Raw genomic sequence first — 18,006 nt, 5'->3', positions numbered from 1 at the left:
AATATGTGCGTCGACCCTTAGTTCTTCTTTATCAGGCATACTCTCCGTTTTGGCGTATTCCACGCCCGATTTTTGCACTTTCACCATGCAGATTCAGCCGATCAAGACCGTCGAATTCGAACGCCCGCAGATGGACGCGGGAACCAGTTGCGTCGCCAACGCCTGGGCGCGCGTGCCCCTGTCGCCGTCTCCCGAGGAAAAAGCGGCCCTCAAGGACAAAATCAAGCGCCTCCTGAAAGAGAAAGAGGCAGTGCTCGTCGCCCATTATTACGTGGATGCCGACCTGCAGGACCTGGCCGAGGAAACCGGGGGCTGCGTGTCCGACTCCCTGGAAATGGCCCGATTCGGTCGCGACCACCCGGCCAAGACGCTGGTAGTGGCCGGCGTGAAGTTCATGGGCGAAACCGCCAAAATCCTGAGTCCGGACAAGACCATCCTCATGCCGGATCTCGACGCGACCTGTTCGCTCGACCTCGGTTGTCCCGCCGACGAATTTGCCGCCTTCTGCGATGCGCATCCCGACCGCACGGTCGTGGTCTACGCCAACACCAGCGCGGCGGTGAAGGCGCGCGCCGACTGGATGGTGACCTCGTCGATCGGCCTGGAAATCGTCGAACACCTGCACGCGCAGGGCAAGAAGATCCTGTGGGCGCCAGACAAGCACCTGGGCAGCTACATCCAGAAGAAGACCGGCGCCGACATGCTGCTGTGGCAAGGCTCCTGCCTCGTACACGACGAATTCAAGGGCGTCGAGCTGGAATTGCTGCGCAAGGAACACCCGAAGGCGAAGATCCTGGTGCATCCGGAGTCGCCCGAAGCCGTGGTGGCGCAAGCCGACGTCGTCGGTTCCACGTCCCAGCTGATCGCCGCCGCAAAGTCCCTGGACGCCGATGAATTTATCGTCGCCACGGATAACGGCATCCTGCACAAGATGCGCATGGCTGCGCCCGGCAAGCGCTTTATCGACGCGCCGACGGCCGGCAACAGCGCCACCTGCAAGAGCTGCGCGCATTGCCCCTGGATGGCCATGAACGGCCTGCAGAACCTGGCCGAGGTGCTGGAGTCGGGCAAGAACGAAATCCACGTCGATCCGGAGACCGGCCGCAAGGCCTACGTCTGTATCGACCGCATGCTGGCCTTTGCCGCTGCACGAAAAGCCAACGTCCGCCCCAGCGGCGACTTGGCAAAAGAACAAAAACTGTTTGCAGGAATCGGACCCGCATGAGCACCCTGAAGAACCCGTTTGCACCTTTCGACGCAGCCCTGGTTGCGGCTTTTGAAGAGAACATCCGCGCCGCGCTCGCCGAGGACGTCGGTACCGGCGATGTGACCGGCTTGCTGGTCCCGGACAACGAATGGGTGAAGGCCCGTGTCATCGTGCGTGAGGCCGCCGTGCTGTGCGGCGCACCCTGGTTCGAGGGCGTGATGACCCAGCTCGATCCGCGCATCCGCATCGAATGGCGTTATGCCGAAGGGGCGTCGATGACGGCTGACAGCGAAGTTTGCGCTATCGAGGCGCCGGCCCGTGCGCTGCTCACGGCAGAGCGGACCGCGCTGAACTTCCTTCAGCTGCTGTCCGGCGTGGCAAGCGCTACACGGGAATATGCGGATGTCGTAAAGGGTACGCGCGCGTCCGTGCTGGACACGCGCAAGACGCTGCCGGGGCTGCGCCTGGCGCAAAAGTACGCGGTGCGTGTCGGCGGCGGCAAGAACCAGCGTCTCGCCCTGTACGACGGAATCCTGATCAAGGAAAACCATATCGCGGCAGCAGGCGGCATTACCGCGGCCATGCGCGCCGCCATCGCGCTGCATGCCGGCGTGACCATCCAGGTCGAAGTGGAAAACCTCGCGGAGCTGGAGGAAGCCCTTGCCGCCGGCGCCACTTCCGTCCTGCTCGACAACTTCTCCCTGGAGATGATGCGTGAAGCGGTGAAGATCACCGATGGACGCGCATTGCTCGAAGCTTCCGGCGGCGTCAACATGCGCACTGTCCGGGCCATCGCCGAGACCGGCGTGGACCGCATTTCCATCGGCAGCCTCACCAAGGATGTCCGGGCAACCGACTATTCGCTGCGTATTGTCGAGTAATCTTCCTATGCCTGGCGCGACACCTGTTCGCTCCAGGCATACGCATCGACCTGGACGTCGAACAAGTCCTCTCGTGTCAGTCCAAGGCTGGTCAGTGCCGTATCGATCTGCAAGGGGGACTCGCCGGCCTGCTCCATAAACTCTGCAAGTTTCAGCATTTCGCCGTAAACACCTTCGCGCGCGAGCAAGGCTTCCTTTACCGCATCGACTACCAGCATCTGTTCCAGGATCTTGTCCATTGGCTGGCCAAACAGGGCATCCATCAGCGACATGATGCCCACTGTGAACGCCATGTCCGCCATGTTGCGGTTGCGAGGCGCAATGTGGCCCGCCAGCAGTTCGAGGAGTTTGCCGCGCGTCGTCGCCATGATGAGGAGCGGGGACAGCATCCCCGTCGATTTCATCGGTTCCGCATAGAGCAGGATTTGGACCCAGCGCTGCAGCTGGCGACGGCCGAGCAATAGCAGGGCCTGGGCGAGCGAGGTGATGCGGTGTCCGGTGCCGAGCGCCGGGGAATTCGCCATGCGCAGCAGCGTGATGCCCATCGATGCGTCCTGCTTGATCGTGCGTTCGATGTCCGCGTTCTCGGCATCGGCATTCAGCTGGGACATGAGCCGGACCAGGGCAACTTCGGAGGGCGAAAGCTTCCGGCCGCTCAGGACCGCCGGCTTGGCGAAATAGTAGCCCTGGAAATAATCGAAACCAAGGTCGAGGCAACGCCGGTATTCATCGAGACTTTCGACCTTTTCGGCGAGCAGCTTCTTCTTCGCGGTGCGGAAACGACTACTGAGCTGATCGAGGACGCCGGGGGCGAGTCCTGCGATGTCCACCTTGATGATGTCGACGTGCGGCAGGAGCAGGCGCACGTCTTCCGATTCGTTAATGACGTCGTCGAGCGCGAAGGTGTAGCCCGCTTTCCGGAGTTCGGCCACGCGGTCCAGGACTTCGCCGTTGACCTTCACGGTTTCGAGGATTTCGAGGACGACCCTGTCGCGGGGCAGGAACTGCACGAAGTCGCTCATCAGCACCGACTTGTCGATGTTGACGAAGCCGAGTGATCCGCCGATCACGTTCTCCATGCCGAGCTCGGTCGCATGTTCGATTACGGCTGCCGTGGCAGCGAGGTCGTCGACGACGCTTGCGGTGCCCGCATCGGCGCGACGAAACAGCAGCTCATAAGCAACCAGCCCTTGTCCGCGGTTGAGGATGGGCTGGCGCGCGAGGAAGAACTCCCTTATCCAATGGCTTTGCAGCGCAGAACCTGATGCGATATCGGACATGGCTGACCATCTAAGCGAGTTGAACGGGGCCAAACTGCTCTGGATCAGAGTCTATATTGCACCATTTCCATGACGATCGGAAATGCTTTCGCGAATTGCCAATTTGAAAAGAAAAACGCCTCCGTGAAGGAGGCGTTGCTCTGGACGTAACGCTCAGCGCCGGGATGGCGACAGAACAGTGGGCAAGGCCTTCGGCAGGGTCTCGGGGAAGTCCTGGCTGAAATGGAGACCGCGGCTTTCACGACGGGACAGTGCGCTGTCCACGATCATGGACGCGACGTCGACCAGGTTGCGCAGTTCCAGCAAGTCCCGCGTGATGCGGAAATGCGAGTAATACTCGTAAATTTCTTCACGCAGCAGCCCGATGCGGTGCTGGGCCCGTTCCAGGCGTTTGGTGGTGCGCACGATGCCGACATAGTTCCACATGAAGCGGCGCAGCTCGTCCCAGTTGTGGGCAATCACGACTTCCTCGTCGGCATCGGTCACGCGGCTTTCGTCCCAGGCCGGAAGGGGCAGGGACTTCGGCTTCGGCTGCTTTTCGATGTGCTGTGCTGCAGCGCGCCCGAGAACCAGGCATTCGAGCAGCGAATTGCTGGCCAGCCGGTTAGCGCCATGCAGGCCGGTGTACCCGGTTTCGCCAACCGCATACAGACCCGGCAAGTCGGTCTGGCCGTACATGTCCGTCACCACGCCGCCACAGGTGTAGTGCGCGGCGGGGACGACCGGAATCGGTTGCCTGGTGATGTCGATGCCAAGCTCCAGGCAGCGCGAATAGATGGTCGGGAAGTGCTCCTTGAGGAACTCCGACGGCTGGTGGCTGATGTCGAGGTCGACGTAGTCCAGGCCGCGCTTTTTCATTTCGAAGTCGATGGCGCGCGCGACGACGTCGCGGGGAGCAAGCTCGGCACGCTCATCGTGGTCGGGCATGAAACGGCGTCCTGCCAAGGCACCGGCCTCTGCAGGCAGCTTGAGCAAGCCGCCTTCGCCGCGCACCGCTTCGGAAATGAGGAAGGACTTGGCGTACGGGTGGTAGAGGCAGGTCGGGTGGAACTGGATGAATTCCATGTTCGCTACCCGGCAGCCGGCACGCCACGCCATCGCGATACCGTCACCGGTCGCGGTGTCGGGGTTGGTCGTGTAGAGGTAAACCTTGCCTGCGCCGCCAGTCGCAAGCACGGTCTGATCCGCAGCGAGCGTCATCACATTGCCGGTATTGACGTCCTGGACGTACAGGCCGACGCAGCGATGCACACCGGTGTCGGCATCGAGCTTGTCGGAAGTGATGACGTCAATGGCGTAATGATGCTCGAGGATGGTGATATTCGGATGGTTGCGCGCCTTCTGTTCCAGCGTGACCTGCACCGCGTGTCCAGTGGCGTCCGCAGCATGGATGATGCGGCGCTGGCTGTGCCCGCCTTCGCGCGTCAGGTGATAGCCCAGCTCGGCCGTGGCATCGCGTGTGAAGGGGACGCCTTGTTCGATCAGCCACTCGATCGCTTCGCGGCTGTGTTCGACGATGAAGCGCGTCGCGCCTTCGTCGCACAGGCCCGCACCGGCCACCAGGGTGTCGCTGATGTGCTGGTCGTGGCTGTCGCCGGAATCAAGCACTGCGGCAATGCCGCCCTGTGCCCAGCTGCTTGCGCCATCGAGCAGAGTGCGCTTGGAAACCACAACCACCTTGCGCGTCTGCGCGAGGTGCAGGGCGACGGACAGGCCTGCCAGGCCGCTGCCAACAATGGCGACATCAAATTTCATAAGATAGGAATTCGACTGCGTTGTCATTACACGAAACCACATCTTAACATCTGACAATGCTTCCCTTACGGTAATGCGCCGATTGGCCTCATGCCCTGTGATAACCTCGCAGCGATAAAGAAAGAGGAGCGCGCATAACCGTATGACTGGAAAATTAAAAAAAGTTGCCTTGGCCCTGCTGGTGCCGGTGGTAGCCGCCGCCGGTGCCGCCTGGTGGTACCGCGATGCGAGCCAGCCGCAAGTGGATGGCAAGCGGACCCTGAAAGGGCTCGCGGCACCGGTGGATATCGTCCGGGACGCACAGGGCATTCCGCATATCTATGCGAAATCTCCACAGGACGCCTATTTTGCGCTGGGGTACGTGCATGCCCAGGACCGTCTCTGGCAGATGGAGCTGAACCGCCGCATCCCGGCGGGCCGATTGGCCGAGATCCTTGGACCGAATGCGGTCGACACGGACCGCTTCATCCGGACGCTCGGCGTGCGGCGCAATGCGGAAAAAATCCTGGGCAACCTGTCGCAGCAGACGCGCGACGCACTGGATGCCTACGCGCGCGGCGTGAACGCCTGGCTCGAAGACCGCAGCGGCCCCTTGCCGCCGGAATTCCTCCTTACTGGAGCGCCCGCTCCAGCACCGTGGCATCCGGTGGACTCCATCGGCTGGCAGACGATGATGGCTTGGGACCTTGGCGGCAACTGGACGCAGGAGCTGCTGCGCATGCGGCTGTCGCAGCGTTTGACGCTGGCCCAGATCAACGAATTCCTGGCGCCGTATCCCGGCGACCCGGTGCTTCCCACGCAGGATTTCACCCAGCTTTACCGTGAAATGGCGGGAACGACTGCGCAGCTGGAAAAGGTGGCGTCGATTGCACCGCCGTCTTATCTGGAGGGCATGGGGTCGAACAACTGGGTGGTCGCGGGTGCGCTGTCCGAGACCGGAAAACCGCTCCTCGCCAACGATCCGCACCTCGGCCTTTCTGCCCCCGCACTGTGGTATTTCGCCCACCTGTCCGCTCCGGGCCTGAACACGATCGGTGCCACGCTTCCGGGCATCCCGTCTGTCGTGCTGGGGCGCAATGACCGTATTGCGTGGGGATTTACCAATACGGCACCGGATGTCCAGGACCTCTATATCGAGCGCGTCCATCCGGAAGACCGCCGGAAATACCAGACGCCGGAGGGCTGGGCCGAATTCAAGGTGCGCAACGAAACCATCAAGGTAAAAGGCCAGCCGGACGTCACCATCGAGGTGCGCGAGACGCGCCACGGCCCGGTGATTACCGGGGCGCTACCCATCATCGAGCGTGCACCCGTCGATGCAAAGAAGTATGTCGTGTCTTTCGCCTGGACAGCCCTGCGAGCGGACGACCTGACGCTGCAGGCCGGCATGAAGTTCAACCTGGCCCAGAACTGGGAGCAGTTCGTCGACGGCGCAAAGGATTTTGGCTCGCCGCAACAAAGCATTGTCTACGCTGACGTGGACGGCAATATCGGCTTCATCGCGCCTGCCCGCGTCCCCATGCGCAAGCCGGAAAATGACCTCAAGGGCCTCGCGCCGGCGCCGGGATGGGATGACCGCTACGACTGGGCGGGATTCATTCCATTCGAGGAGTTGCCGCGAAAATACAATCCGGAATCCCGGCGCATCATGACCGCCAACCACAAGATCGTGGATGACGATTATCCGCATTTCCTGACCAGCGAATGGACGCTGCCGTACCGCGCCCGCCGCATCGACGCGCTGCTGGACGCGCAGGGCAAGCACAGCATGGCCAGCTTTGCGGCCATCCAGAAGGACCACCTGTCGCTGGCGGCGCAGGAAATTCTCCCCGTGTTGCGCAAGACAGTGCCACGTTCGGAACGAGCGAAGGCCGCCCTGGACCTGATCGTTAAATGGGATGGCTCGATGGATGCCAACCGAGCCGAACCGTTGATCTATAACGCCTGGATGCGCATGGCGTCGAAGCATGTCTTCGCGGACGAGCTCGGCGAAGCGCTGATGAAAGACTACTGGGAACAGCGCAACGTCCACCGTCCGCTGGTCAATGTGCTCATGAACAAGGAAGGGCAGGGCCGCTGGTGCAATGATGCGACGATCGAGGTCAAGGGCAACCGGCAGGGCTGCGAAGAGGTGCTGGCGGCATCCCTGGACGCCGCGCTGGCGGACCTCGAGAAGCGCTACGGCGCGGACATGGCGAAATGGCGGTGGGGTGAGGCCCACGTGGCGCGCTCGGAGCACCGGCCATTTTCCAAGGTGGACATGCTGGCGCCGTATTTCGACCTCAACGTGCCTACGCCTGGCGATACCTTCACAGTCAACGTGGGGCGGCACAACCTGCGCGATGAGAAAGCGCCATTCGCCAACCGCCATGCTGCCAGCCTGCGCGCCTTGTATGACTTGTCGAATCTCGAAAACTCGCAGTTCATTCATTCCACCGGACAGTCGGGGAATGTGTTTTCCCCGTATTACCGCAATTTCATGCAGCGTTGGGCGGAGGTCGGTTACCTGCCGATGAAAACGCGGCGCGAAGAAGTCGAGAAGGGAAAGCTGGGCGTGCTGACGCTTCAGCCCTGATCGGTTTCTTCCGCAAGGCCAAATCTGCCTGCCTCAGTTCGACTGATCCGCAAGTATCCATCTTTCCGTTCAGCCATAAAAAAAGCCGCCAGGTGACTGGCGGCTTTGAAACCAGGGATACCGGAAGGTAAGCCTGGGACGATTAGACGGTTAGTCGTTCGCGTAGATGTCGCGATCCTTGGTTTCGCCCACGAACAGCAGGCCGATCACGAAGGTCATCAGGGCGATGACGATCGGGTACCAGAGGCCGAAGTAGATGTCGCCCTTGTAAGCAACGAGTGCGAACGAGGTCGTCGGCAGCAGGCCGCCGAACCAGCCGTTACCGATGTGGTAGGGCAGGGACATGGAGGTGTAGCGGATGCGGGTCGGGAACAGTTCGACGAGCATTGCAGCGATCGGGCCGTAGACCATGGTTACGTAGATCACGAGGATGACCAGGAGCAGGAGAACCATGCCCTTGTTCATCTGTGCCGGATCAGCCTTGGTCGGATAACCAGCGGCCTTGATCGCATCGCCCAGATCCTTGGAGAATGCCTTGTCCTTGGCGGCAGCGTCGTCCTTCGACAGGCCGTTGGCGCTGTAGGACTGGATGACGGTGTTGCCGACCTTGACGGATGCCGGGGTGCCGGGAGCGGCGGCTTCGTTGGTGTAGTTCACCGAAGCGGCAGCCAGCTTGGCCTTCACGATGTCGCAGGAAGAGGTGAACTTCTTCGTGCCGGTCGGGTTGAACTGGAACTGGCAGTCAGCCGGGTCCGCGGTCACCACCACCGGTGCGTTCTTGATCGCCTGTTCCAGGGCCGGGTTGGCATAGTGGGTCAGGGCGTTGAAGATCGGGAAGTAGGTCACCGCAGCGATCAGGCAGCCGCCGAGGATGATCGGCTTGCGGCCGATCTTGTCGGACAGGGAGCCGAACACGATGAAGAACGGGGTACCGATCACCAGCGAAGCAGCGATCAGCAGGTTAGCCGTTGCACCGTCGACCTTCAGCGTCTGCGTCAGGAAGAACAGGGCGTAGAACTGACCCGTGTACCAGACCACAGCTTGGCCAGCGGTCAGGCCAACCAGTGCCAGGATAACGATCTTCAGGTTCTTCCACTGGCCGAAGGACTCGGACAGCGGTGCCTTGGAGGTCTTGCCTTCGGCCTTCATCTTGGCGAAAGCCGGGGATTCGTTCATGGACAGACGGATCCACACCGAGATTGCCAGCAGGAACACGGAGACCAGGAACGGGATGCGCCAGCCCCAGTCGGCGAATGCTGCTTCGCCGATGGCGGTACGGGTGCCCAGAATCACCATCAGGGACAGGAACAGGCCGAGGGTCGCGGTCGTCTGGATCCATGCGGTGTAGGCGCCGCGCTTGCCGTGCGGAGCGTGTTCGGCAACGTACGTTGCCGCGCCGCCGTACTCACCGCCGAGCGCGAGGCCCTGCAGGATACGCAGCGAGATCAGGATGATCGGCGCGGTAATGCCGATCGATGCGTAGTTGGGCAGCAGACCCACGATGAACGTGGAGATACCCATGATCAGGATGGTCACCAGGAAGGTGTACTTGCGGCCGATCATGTCGCCGAGGCGGCCGAACACGAGTGCGCCGAAGGGACGGACCAGGAAGCCCGCTGCGAAGGCCAGCAGCGCGAAAATGAACGCGGTGTTGGGGTCGGTGCCCGCGAAGAACTGCTTCGCGATAATCGCTGCGAGCGAACCGTATAGATAAAAGTCGTACCACTCGAAAACCGTGCCCAGCGAAGACGCAAAAATAACCTTCCGTTCTTCTGCTGTCATGCCGCGGTCAGCCGTAGCTTGTACTGTCGCCATGCCAATCTCCTCAAACTCGAATAATTAAAATAATGAATGTGCAAATACACTTGCCCATTTGATTGCACGATTCGGAGTGTGCGACTGAAAACTTACGTCACGCTTTCTTGAAACTTACAGAAACTTACAACCGCGGCAACGGTTTGGGAGCAATTTTCCCTATGAAAACAGCGATCTCGCTTTCTGGAAACAGTAAATAATTTTTTACGAACGATCGTGCTAAAACTGTGGTATTCTCAAATTTCGTTGCATTACCAAAGTCGCAAAACCCGATAAAGATGCGTCCTTGCACAGACCGGGACGTCAACCAATTCAATACAAGGAGCCTCAAATGACTGACGCCGTCATCGTATCCACCGCCCGCACCGGCCTGGCCAAATCCTGGAAGGGTGCCTTCAACATGACCCACGGCGCGACCATGGGCGGCCATGTCCTGAAGGCCGCGATCGAGCGCGCGAAGATCGATGCGGGCGAAGTGGAAGACGTCATCATGGGCTGCGCCACGCCGGAAGGCGCCACCGGCAGCAATATTGCACGCCAGATCGCGCTGCGCGGCGGCTGCCCGGTGACCACTGCCGGCATGACCATCAACCGTTTCTGCTCTTCCGGCCTGCAGACCATCGCGACCGCCGCCCAGCGCGTCATTGCGGGTGAGGGCGACATCTATGCCGCCGGCGGCGTCGAGTCGATCTCCTGCGTGCAGAACGAAGCCAACCGCCACATGATCGCGGAAGTCTGGCTCCAGCAGAACAAGCCGGAAGTTTATTGGCCGATGCTGCAGACCGCCGAGACGGTCGCCAAGCGTTACAACATTGCCAAGGAGCGCCAGGACGAGTACGGCGTGCAGAGCCAGCAGCGTGCCGCCGCCGCACTGGCCGCCGGCAAGTTCAATGATGAGATCGTCCCGATGACCACCATCATGGGCGTGGCCGACAAGGAAACCGGCATGCTGGTCACGAAGGAAGTCACGATCTCCGCCGACGAAGGCATCCGTGCCGACACGACGCTGGAAGGCGTGTCCAAGATCCGCACCGCGATTCCGGGCGGCGTCATCACGGCGGGTAACGCCAGCCAATTCTCGGACGGCGCTTCGGTCGCGATTGTGATGAACAGCAAGCTGGCCGAACAGAAGGGCCTGCAGCCGCTGGGCATCTTCCGTGGTTTCGCCATCGCCGGCTGCGAGCCGGATGAAATGGGTATCGGCCCGGTCTTTGCCATTCCCAAGCTGCTGAAGAAAGCTGGCCTGAAGGTCGAGGACATCGGCCTGTGGGAGTTGAACGAAGCCTTCGCCGTGCAGGTGCTGTATTGCGCCGACAAGCTGGGCATCCCGATGGATCGCCTGAACGTCAACGGCGGCGCGATCGCCGTCGGTCACCCGTACGGCGTCTCGGGCGCGCGCCTGACCGGTCACGCGTTGATCGAAGGCAAGCGCCGTGGCGCGAAATATGTGGTCGTCACGATGTGTATCGGCGGCGGCCAGGGCGCAGCCGGCCTGTTCGAAGTCGTGTAATGCAAATCGTGGGCGCTCCGGCGCCCACGATTGTTTTGACATCGCTCACACTCGCGTGCGGCGGAGTGTCCGCACGCATGGAGGACCAACATGCAATCCAAGATCGTCTCCCGCCGTGACCTCGATTTCGTTCTGTACGAATGGCTGAAGGCGGAAGAACTCACCAAGCGCGCGCGCTACGCGGACCATTCCCGCGAAACCTTCAACGCCGCCATGGACACCTGCGAACAGATCGCCACCGACCTGTTCGCGCCGCACAACAAGAAAAACGACCAGGAAGAACCGCACTTCGACGGCGAGAAGGTCCACATGATCCCGGAAGTGCAGACCGCGCTGAAGGCATTCTGCGAGGCCGGCCTGATGGCGGCCGGACAGGATTACGATTTCGGCGGCATGCAGCTGCCCTGCGTGATCGAGAAGGCCGGCTTCGCCTACTTCAAGGGCGCCAACGTCGGCACGTCGTCGTATCCCTTCCTGACCATCGGCAATGCCAACACGCTGATCAAATGCGGCACGCCGGAGCAGATCGAGACCTTCGTGCGTCCGATGATGGAGGGGCGTTTCTTCGGCACCATGTGCCTGTCCGAGCCGCAGGCAGGTTCCTCGCTGTCGGACATCGTCACCCGTGCGGAGCCGCAGCCGGACGGCACCTATCGCCTCAAGGGCAACAAGATGTGGATTTCCGCCGGCGAGCATGAGCTGTCGGAAAACATCGTCCACCTCGTGCTGGCCAAGGTGCCCGACGAGAACGGCAAGCTGATCCCGGGCGTGAAGGGCATTTCGCTGTTCATCGTGCCGAAGAAGCTGGTGAACCCCGACGGGTCGCTCGGCGAACGCAACGACGTCGTGCTGGCCGGCCTGAACCACAAGATGGGCTACCGCGGCACCACCAACTGCCTGCTGAATTTCGGCGAGGGCAAGTTCAAGCCCGGTGGACAGGCCGGTGCAATCGGTTACCTCGTCGGTGAGAAACACAAGGGCCTCGCCAACATGTTCCACATGATGAACGAGGCGCGCATCGGCGTCGGCCTCGGTGCGGTGATGCTCGGCTACACCGGCTACCTGCATGCGCTGGAATATGCTCGCGAGCGTCCGCAGGGACGCCATCCGATGAACAAGGATGCCGCGCAGCCGCAGATACCGATTGTCCAGCACACCGACGTCAAGCGCATGCTGCTGGCCCAGAAGTCCTATGTCGAGGGCGGCCTTGCGCTCAACCTGTATTGCGCCCGCCTGGTCGACGACGAGCGCACCGCCGAGTCCGAAGAGGTGCGCCGCAACGCATCGCTGCTGCTCGATATCCTCACGCCGATCGCCAAGTCGTGGCCCTCGCAATGGTGCCTCGAGGCGAACAGCCTCGCGATCCAGGTGCACGGCGGCTACGGTTACACCCGGGAATACAATGTCGAGCAGTTCTACCGCGACAACCGCCTGAATCCGATCCACGAAGGCACGCACGGCATCCAGGGCCTGGACCTGCTGGGCCGCAAGGTGTCGATGCAGGGCGGCGCGGCGTTCAAGCTGCTGGGCACCGAGGTGCAGAAAACCATCGCCAAGGCCATGGAAATCAAGGAACTTGCCGGTTTCGCACAATCGCTCGGGGCAGCGCTGCAGCGCATCGACAAGGTGACGCAGGCGCTGTACGCGGCGGGCGACATGAACAAGACGCTCGCCAACGCATCCGCCTACCTCGAAGCATTCGGCCACGCGGTCGTTGCCTGGGTCTGGCTCGAGCAGGCCTTGCTCTGCGTTGGCAAGACGGGGCACGATGCCGACTTCTATCGCGGCAAGCTGCAGGCCTGCACCTACTTCTTCAAGTGGGAACTGCCGAAGATCTATCCGCAGCTCGACCTGCTGGAGAGCATCGACACGACGACACTGGACATGCAGGACGCCTGGTTCTGACATCCGCTTACAAACAGGAGACAACATGCGTACCACCAAGGAATTATTCGACCTGACCGGCAAGACCGCACTGGTGACCGGCGGCTCGCGCGGCCTCGGGCTGCAGATCGCCGAGGCGCTGGGCGAGCAGGGCGCCAAGATCGTGCTGTCCTCGCGCAAGCAGGCTGACCTCGACGAGGCCGTCGCGCATCTGAAGTCTCGCGGCATCGAGGCCAGCGCCATCGCTGCCGACTTGTCGCAAGAATCGGCCGTCGCACCGCTCGTCGCCGAAGCGATGAAGCGTCTCGGCCACATCGACATCCTCATCAACAATGCAGGCGCGACCTGGGGCGCACCGGCGGAAGACTATCCGCTGGAAGCCTGGGACAAGGTAATGAACCTGAACATCCGCAGCATCTTCCTGCTGTCGCAGGCGGTCGGCAAGGCATCGATGATTCCGCGCAAGTACGGCCGCATCATCAACGTTGCATCGATCGCCGGCCTCTCCGGCAACGGCCCGAACAGCATGCAGACCGTGGCGTACAACACGTCCAAGGGAGCGGTCGTCAACTTCACGCGCACGCTGGCTGGCGAGTGGGGCAAGTACGGCATCACCGTCAATGCGCTGGCGCCGGGCTTCTTCCCCTCGAAGATGACCAAGGGCGTGCTGGAAAACTTCGGCGAGGACAACCTTGCCAAGCGCGCACCCCTGCAGCGCATCGGCGACGACGAAGACCTGAAGGGTGCTGCGCTGCTGTTCTCGTCCGACGCGTCCAAGCACATCACCGGCCAGATCCTCGCGGTCGACGGCGGCGTTTCGGCAGTGCACTGATGGATACCCGCAAGCCGCAACCGTTCCCGGCGGACATCCCGTTCCTGAACGACCTCGGCGTCGAGTTCCTCGGCATGGGCAATGGCGAGGCGCAGGTCGCGCTGAACCTCGAACACCGCCACATGAACAGCTGGATGGTGACCCATGGCGGAATCACCATGACGCTGCTCGACGTGGTGATGTCCATGGCCGGTCGCTCACTGGACCCGGATGCGCGCGGCGGTGTCACGATCGAGATGAAGACCAGTTTCCTGCAGCCCGGCGGGCATGCCGGCGGGCGCATCATTGCCAAGGGCAAGGCCTACCACCGTTCCATGACCATGTGCTTCTGCGAAGGCGAGGTCTGGAACGGCGACAAGCTGGTGGCCAAGGCGATGGGCACCTTCAAGTACCTGAAGCGACTGGATGTGGCGAAGAAGCTGGAACACGAATAACGAATACAGAGGAGACAGCATGAAAACTTACAAGCGCATGGTCCTGGCCTCGCGTCCGCAAGGCCACGTCGTTCCGGAAAACTTCCGCCTCGAGGAAGTGCCGGTTCCCACCTTGAAGGACGGTGAACTCCTGGTTCGCGTCCATTACCTGTCGCTCGATCCCTACATGCGCATGCGCATGGAAGACGTGAAGAGCTATGCAGCGCCGCAGGCGATCGGCGAGACCATGATTGGCGGCACGGTCGGCGAAGTGCTGGAATCGAAGAATCCGAAGTTCGCCGTGGGCGACAAGGTGCAAGGCATGTTCGGCTGGGCCGAAATGGGCGTGTCGGACGGGGCGCTTTTGCGCAAGCTGGATACCACGCACGTTCCGCTGTCCGCCTATCTCGGCTCGGTCGGCATGCCGGGCATGACTGCCTGGTATGGACTGACGCAGATCATCCAGCCGAAGGAAGGTGAGACCATCGTCGTGTCCGCGGCGAGCGGCGCGGTCGGCAGCGTCGTCGGTCAGCTCGCCAAGCTGCGCGGCTGCCGCGCGGTCGGCATTGCCGGCGGCAAGGAGAAATGCGATTACGTGGTCAATGAACTTGGCTTCGATGCCTGCATCGACTACAAGGCCGGCAACCTGAAAGAAGAGCTGGCCAAGGCCACGCCGAACGGCATCGACGGCGTGTTTGAAAATGTCGGTGGCGAGATTTTCGACGCCTGCCTGGAGCGGATGAATCCGTTCGGCCGCATTGCCCTGTGCGGCATGATCGCCGGCTATGACGGCGAACCCTCGCCGATCCGCAATGCGCGCTTCTTCCTGACCATGCGGCTGACGATGCGCGGCTTCATCGTTTCCGAGCACATGGACTTGTGGCCGCAGGGATTGAAGGAGCTCGGCACCCTGGTCGCCACCGGCAAGCTGAAGTTCCGCGAGTCGGTCGCCCAGGGACTGGAAGCGGCACCCGAGGCCTTCATCGGCCTGCTCAAGGGGCGCAATTTCGGCAAGCAGCTGGTCAAGTTGATCTGAGGGGGAGCGCTGCCTTGGCCGACCTCATCTTTCATCATTACCAGAACTCGCCCTTTTCGGAGAAGGTGCGCCTGATTTTCGGTTTCAAGAAGCTGGCGTGGAAGTCTGTCTTCATCCCGCCCGTCATGCCGAAGCCGAACCTGACGGCGTTGACCGGCGGCTATCGCCGCACGCCGGTGCTGCAGGTTGGCGCCGACATCTATTGTGACACTGCCCTGATTGCCGACGTGCTGGAGCGCGTCGCGCCGACGCCCTCGCTGTATCCGCTGGAGATCGAGGGTCAGTCGCGCACGCTGGCGCAGTGGGCGGATGCCACCCTGTTCTGGACCGTCATTGCGTATGTGTTCCAACCCGTCGCCATGCCTTACCTGCTCGGTCCGTTGACGCCGGAGCAAATGAAGGCATTTGGCGCGGACCGGGCAGCGATGCGCGGCAACGCGCCCCGCATGTCGGTGGGCGAGGCGACGGGCAGTCTCAGGGAGTACCTGCGGCGGCTCGAGAACATGCTTGCCGGCGGCAAGCCCTTCCTGCTGGGCGCACAGGCAAGCATTGCGGACTTTTCCGTCTACCACTGCGTCTGGTTCCTGCAGCTTGCGCAGCCGCTGGCGGACATCCTCGACATGGCGCCGAACCTGAAATCCTGGGCGGCAAGAATGGCGGAGTTTGGCCATGGGCAATCGGAAAAACTGCGCGCCGAATCCGCACTCGAAGTGGCGCAGGAGGCCGCTCCCGCGTCGTTCGATGACCTGCCTTTCGTCGACACCCATGGGATCGCACGCGGCGAAACGGTAACGATTACGCCAACGGATTACGCGCTCGATCCGGTGGAGGGAAGACTTGTCCTTTCCTCCGACACCGAATGGGCAGTAAGCCGCACCGATGCCGTCGCTGGAGAGGTGGTCGTGCATTTCCCCCGTCTCGGATTCCAACTCAAGAAAATCTAAATCAATTCAGGAGAACGCAACATGAAAGACTTCCACGGAAAGGTCGCCGTCATTACCGGCGGCGCCAGCGGTTTCGGTCGTGAATTCGCCATCATCGGCGCGCGTCTCGGCATGAAACTGGTGCTGGCCGACGTGCAGCAGGACGCGCTGGACAAGGTGAAGGGCGAACTGGAAGCGCAGGGCGCCCAGGTTTTGGCGATGCGCTGCGACGTGCGCAAGGCCGAGCAGGTCAAGGCGCTGGCGGATGCGACGATGGAACGCTTCGGCGCCGTGCACCTCGTATTCAACAACGCCGGCGTCGGTTCCGGCGGCCTGGTTTGGGAAAACTCCATCGCCGATTGGGAGTGGGTATTGGGCGTCAACCTGTGGGGCGTGATCCACGGCGTGCGCACCTTCACCCCGTTGATGCTGGAGTGCGCGAAGAAGGACCCCAATTACCAGGGACATATCGTCAACACCGCTTCCATGGCCGGCATGTTGAACGCGCCGAACATGGGCGTCTATAACGTTTCCAAGCACGCCGTGGTGTCGCTGTCGGAAACCTTGTACCACGACCTGCAATTGATCAAGGCGCCGATCGGCGCGTCGGTCTTGTGCCCGTACTTCGTGCCCACCGGCATTCACCAGTCCGAGCGCAACCGTCCGGACGATGTGAAGGAAGAGGGCGCCCTGACGGCCAGCCAGCTGGCACAACGCGCCGTATCGGAAAAGGCGGTCACGTCCGGAAAGGTAACGGCTGCGGAAGTCGCCGAACGCACGTTCAATGCGATACGCGACAGTGCCTTCTACATCTATTCGCATCCGCAAGCGTTGGGCAATGTCCAGACCCGCATGGAAGACATCGTCCTGCAGCGTAATCCGACCGATCCGTTCGCGGCAGCGCCGCAAGTGCGTCAGATGCTGCAAGCCAAGATGGGTGTCCAATAAAGGGCGCGCGGATTATGGGCGCCATCATTCAGGACAATCAGTATGCGGAGCTGCCAAATGGCATGCGCCTGCACTATGCAAGCGCGGGCGAGAGGGGGCGACCGCTGATCCTGTTCGTGCACGGCTTTCCGGAGTTCTGGTACGAGTGGGAAGCGCAGCTGGCGGCGTTCGGCGTCGACTATTTTGCCGTCGCGCCGGACCTGCGCGGCTTCAACAAGTCGGACATGCCGCTCGACCTTGCGCAGTACAAGGCGAAGCATATTGTCGACGACCTGCGTCTTCTCGCGGAGCATCTCGGCTACGAGAAGTTCGTGATGGTGGCGCACGACTGGGGCGGTGCGATTGCGTGGAACTTCGCCATCGCACTCCCGCGCCTGCTGCACAAGCTCATCATCATCAACTCGCCGCATCCCTACCTGTTTGCGCAGGCGCTGGCGAACGATCCCGAGCAGAAGGCAGCGAGCGAGTACATGAACTGGCTTCGCGCCGAGGGATCGGAGAGTGCATTGGCCAGGGACGAGTTCAAGCTGCTGGAAGGGCTGTTGAATGGCATGGGGCAGTCGCCGACGCCGTGGTTCACATCGGAGGTGAGGGCGCGTTACCACGAATGCTGGTCGCGCGGCCTGACGGGCGGGGTCAACTACTACCGCGCATCACCGCTGCACCCGCCGACGGAAGGACATGCCGGCCCGGCGAAGCTGCAACTGAACCCGTCGGACTTCCGCGTGCGCGTTCCTACAGGCGTGATCTGGGGCGAACGCGACATTGCGTTACCGAAGTCATTGCTCAACGGCCTCGATGCCATGATCGACGACCTGAAGATCGAGCGCATTCCGGAAGGCACGCACTGGGTCATCCATGAGCAACCCGAGCGCGTGAACCGTCTGATTCGCGATTTCCTCTCGCAGTAGGCGTATGAGCGATCCGCAAGGATCGTTCATAATGTC

Annotated in this window: 14 protein-coding genes; 11 read left to right on the top strand and 3 right to left on the bottom strand. The window is 61.8% G+C overall.

Annotated features, from left to right (window positions below):
• Positions 1 to 85: 85 nt before the first annotated feature.
• The gene (gene nadA, locus ACNOHI_RS12670; RefSeq protein ID WP_420475031.1) at positions 86 to 1,225 is read left to right on the top strand and encodes a quinolinate synthase NadA; all 1,140 of its coding nucleotides are present in this window, start codon (positions 86 to 88) and stop codon (positions 1,223 to 1,225) included.
• Positions 1,222 to 2,088 (top strand): carboxylating nicotinate-nucleotide diphosphorylase, encoded by an 867-nt coding sequence (gene nadC / locus ACNOHI_RS12665; RefSeq protein ID WP_420475030.1) that lies wholly within the window; start codon positions 1,222 to 1,224, stop codon positions 2,086 to 2,088. Before nadA ends, nadC begins: the two co-directional genes overlap by 4 nt.
• A 5-nt stretch (positions 2,089 to 2,093) precedes the next feature.
• Here nadC and ACNOHI_RS12660 read toward each other — a convergent pair whose 3' ends face one another.
• Positions 2,094 to 3,368 carry an EAL and HDOD domain-containing protein gene (locus ACNOHI_RS12660; RefSeq protein WP_420475029.1) on the bottom strand — a complete coding sequence of 425 codons (1,275 nt, stop codon included), beginning with the start codon at positions 3,366 to 3,368 and terminating at the stop codon, positions 2,094 to 2,096.
• A gap of 153 nt (positions 3,369 to 3,521) precedes the next feature.
• Positions 3,522 to 5,123: an L-aspartate oxidase gene (gene nadB, locus ACNOHI_RS12655; RefSeq protein ID WP_420475028.1), complete on the bottom strand. Its 1,602-nt coding sequence runs from the start codon at positions 5,121 to 5,123 to the stop codon at positions 3,522 to 3,524.
• 142 nt (positions 5,124 to 5,265) lie between these two features.
• Between nadB and ACNOHI_RS12650 the strand changes: the two genes are divergently transcribed.
• Complete coding sequence (locus tag ACNOHI_RS12650) at positions 5,266 to 7,698, top strand: penicillin acylase family protein (RefSeq protein ID WP_420475027.1); 2,433 nt, start codon at positions 5,266 to 5,268, stop codon at positions 7,696 to 7,698.
• A gap of 150 nt (positions 7,699 to 7,848) precedes the next feature.
• On the opposite strand, the gene ACNOHI_RS12645 is transcribed toward ACNOHI_RS12650, so the two are convergent.
• Entirely contained in the window at positions 7,849 to 9,513 is a 1,665-nt protein-coding gene (locus ACNOHI_RS12645; protein ID WP_420475026.1) for an MFS transporter, read from the bottom strand.
• Between the two features lie 331 nt (positions 9,514 to 9,844).
• Between ACNOHI_RS12645 and ACNOHI_RS12640 the strand changes: the two genes are divergently transcribed.
• From ACNOHI_RS12640 to ACNOHI_RS12605, 8 genes are all read left to right on the top strand, one after another.
• A complete protein-coding gene (locus ACNOHI_RS12640; protein WP_420475025.1) occupies positions 9,845 to 11,023 on the top strand; it encodes an acetyl-CoA C-acyltransferase in 1,179 nt (392 codons plus the stop codon).
• A 90-nt stretch (positions 11,024 to 11,113) separates the two neighbouring features.
• Positions 11,114 to 12,928, top strand: coding sequence for an acyl-CoA dehydrogenase (locus ACNOHI_RS12635; protein WP_420475024.1), 1,815 nt, complete (start codon positions 11,114 to 11,116; stop codon positions 12,926 to 12,928).
• A gap of 25 nt (positions 12,929 to 12,953) precedes the next feature.
• Complete coding sequence (locus ACNOHI_RS12630) at positions 12,954 to 13,739, top strand: SDR family oxidoreductase (protein WP_420475023.1); 786 nt, start codon at positions 12,954 to 12,956, stop codon at positions 13,737 to 13,739.
• On the top strand, positions 13,739 to 14,173 hold the full coding sequence (locus ACNOHI_RS12625) for a PaaI family thioesterase (RefSeq protein WP_420475022.1): 435 nt from the start codon (positions 13,739 to 13,741) through the stop codon (positions 14,171 to 14,173). Before ACNOHI_RS12630 ends, ACNOHI_RS12625 begins: the two co-directional genes overlap by 1 nt.
• Before the next feature lie 19 nt (positions 14,174 to 14,192).
• Positions 14,193 to 15,188 carry an NADP-dependent oxidoreductase gene (locus ACNOHI_RS12620; RefSeq protein WP_420475021.1) on the top strand — a complete coding sequence of 332 codons (996 nt, stop codon included), beginning with the start codon at positions 14,193 to 14,195 and terminating at the stop codon, positions 15,186 to 15,188.
• A 14-nt stretch (positions 15,189 to 15,202) separates the two neighbouring features.
• The gene (locus ACNOHI_RS12615) at positions 15,203 to 16,132 is read left to right on the top strand and encodes a glutathione S-transferase family protein (protein ID WP_420475020.1); all 930 of its coding nucleotides are present in this window, start codon (positions 15,203 to 15,205) and stop codon (positions 16,130 to 16,132) included.
• Between the two features lie 21 nt (positions 16,133 to 16,153).
• Entirely contained in the window at positions 16,154 to 17,059 is a 906-nt protein-coding gene (locus tag ACNOHI_RS12610) for an SDR family oxidoreductase (protein WP_420475019.1), read from the top strand.
• 14 nt (positions 17,060 to 17,073) lie between these two features.
• Positions 17,074 to 17,970: an alpha/beta fold hydrolase gene (locus tag ACNOHI_RS12605; RefSeq protein WP_420475018.1), complete on the top strand. Its 897-nt coding sequence runs from the start codon at positions 17,074 to 17,076 to the stop codon at positions 17,968 to 17,970.
• Positions 17,971 to 18,006: the final 36 nt, after the last annotated feature.

This window comes from Noviherbaspirillum sp. ST9, from assembly GCF_048799745.1.
Taxonomy (GTDB): domain Bacteria; phylum Pseudomonadota; class Gammaproteobacteria; order Burkholderiales; family Burkholderiaceae_D; genus Noviherbaspirillum.
The sequence above is the reverse complement of the archived record's forward strand: the minus strand, read 5'-3'. Positions and strand labels throughout refer to the sequence as shown.

Excerpts from the sequence above, each read along its gene's own strand:
- nadB (WP_420475028.1), bottom strand. The coding sequence starts at position 5,123 with ATGAAATTTGATGTCGCCATTGTTGGCAGCGGCCTGGCAGGCCTGTCC.
- ACNOHI_RS12610 (WP_420475019.1), top strand. The coding sequence starts at position 16,154 with ATGAAAGACTTCCACGGAAAGGTCGCCGTCATTACCGGCGGCGCCAGC.
- ACNOHI_RS12660 (WP_420475029.1), bottom strand. The coding sequence starts at position 3,368 with ATGTCCGATATCGCATCAGGTTCTGCGCTGCAAAGCCATTGGATAAGG.
- nadA (WP_420475031.1), top strand. The coding sequence starts at position 86 with ATGCAGATTCAGCCGATCAAGACCGTCGAATTCGAACGCCCGCAGATG.
- ACNOHI_RS12620 (WP_420475021.1), top strand. The coding sequence starts at position 14,193 with ATGAAAACTTACAAGCGCATGGTCCTGGCCTCGCGTCCGCAAGGCCAC.
- ACNOHI_RS12605 (WP_420475018.1), top strand. The coding sequence starts at position 17,074 with ATGGGCGCCATCATTCAGGACAATCAGTATGCGGAGCTGCCAAATGGC.
- ACNOHI_RS12630 (WP_420475023.1), top strand. The coding sequence starts at position 12,954 with ATGCGTACCACCAAGGAATTATTCGACCTGACCGGCAAGACCGCACTG.
- ACNOHI_RS12635 (WP_420475024.1), top strand. The coding sequence starts at position 11,114 with ATGCAATCCAAGATCGTCTCCCGCCGTGACCTCGATTTCGTTCTGTAC.
- nadC (WP_420475030.1), top strand. The coding sequence starts at position 1,222 with ATGAGCACCCTGAAGAACCCGTTTGCACCTTTCGACGCAGCCCTGGTT.
- ACNOHI_RS12625 (WP_420475022.1), top strand. The coding sequence starts at position 13,739 with ATGGATACCCGCAAGCCGCAACCGTTCCCGGCGGACATCCCGTTCCTG.
- ACNOHI_RS12645 (WP_420475026.1), bottom strand. The coding sequence starts at position 9,513 with ATGGCGACAGTACAAGCTACGGCTGACCGCGGCATGACAGCAGAAGAA.
- ACNOHI_RS12650 (WP_420475027.1), top strand. The coding sequence starts at position 5,266 with ATGACTGGAAAATTAAAAAAAGTTGCCTTGGCCCTGCTGGTGCCGGTG.
- ACNOHI_RS12640 (WP_420475025.1), top strand. The coding sequence starts at position 9,845 with ATGACTGACGCCGTCATCGTATCCACCGCCCGCACCGGCCTGGCCAAA.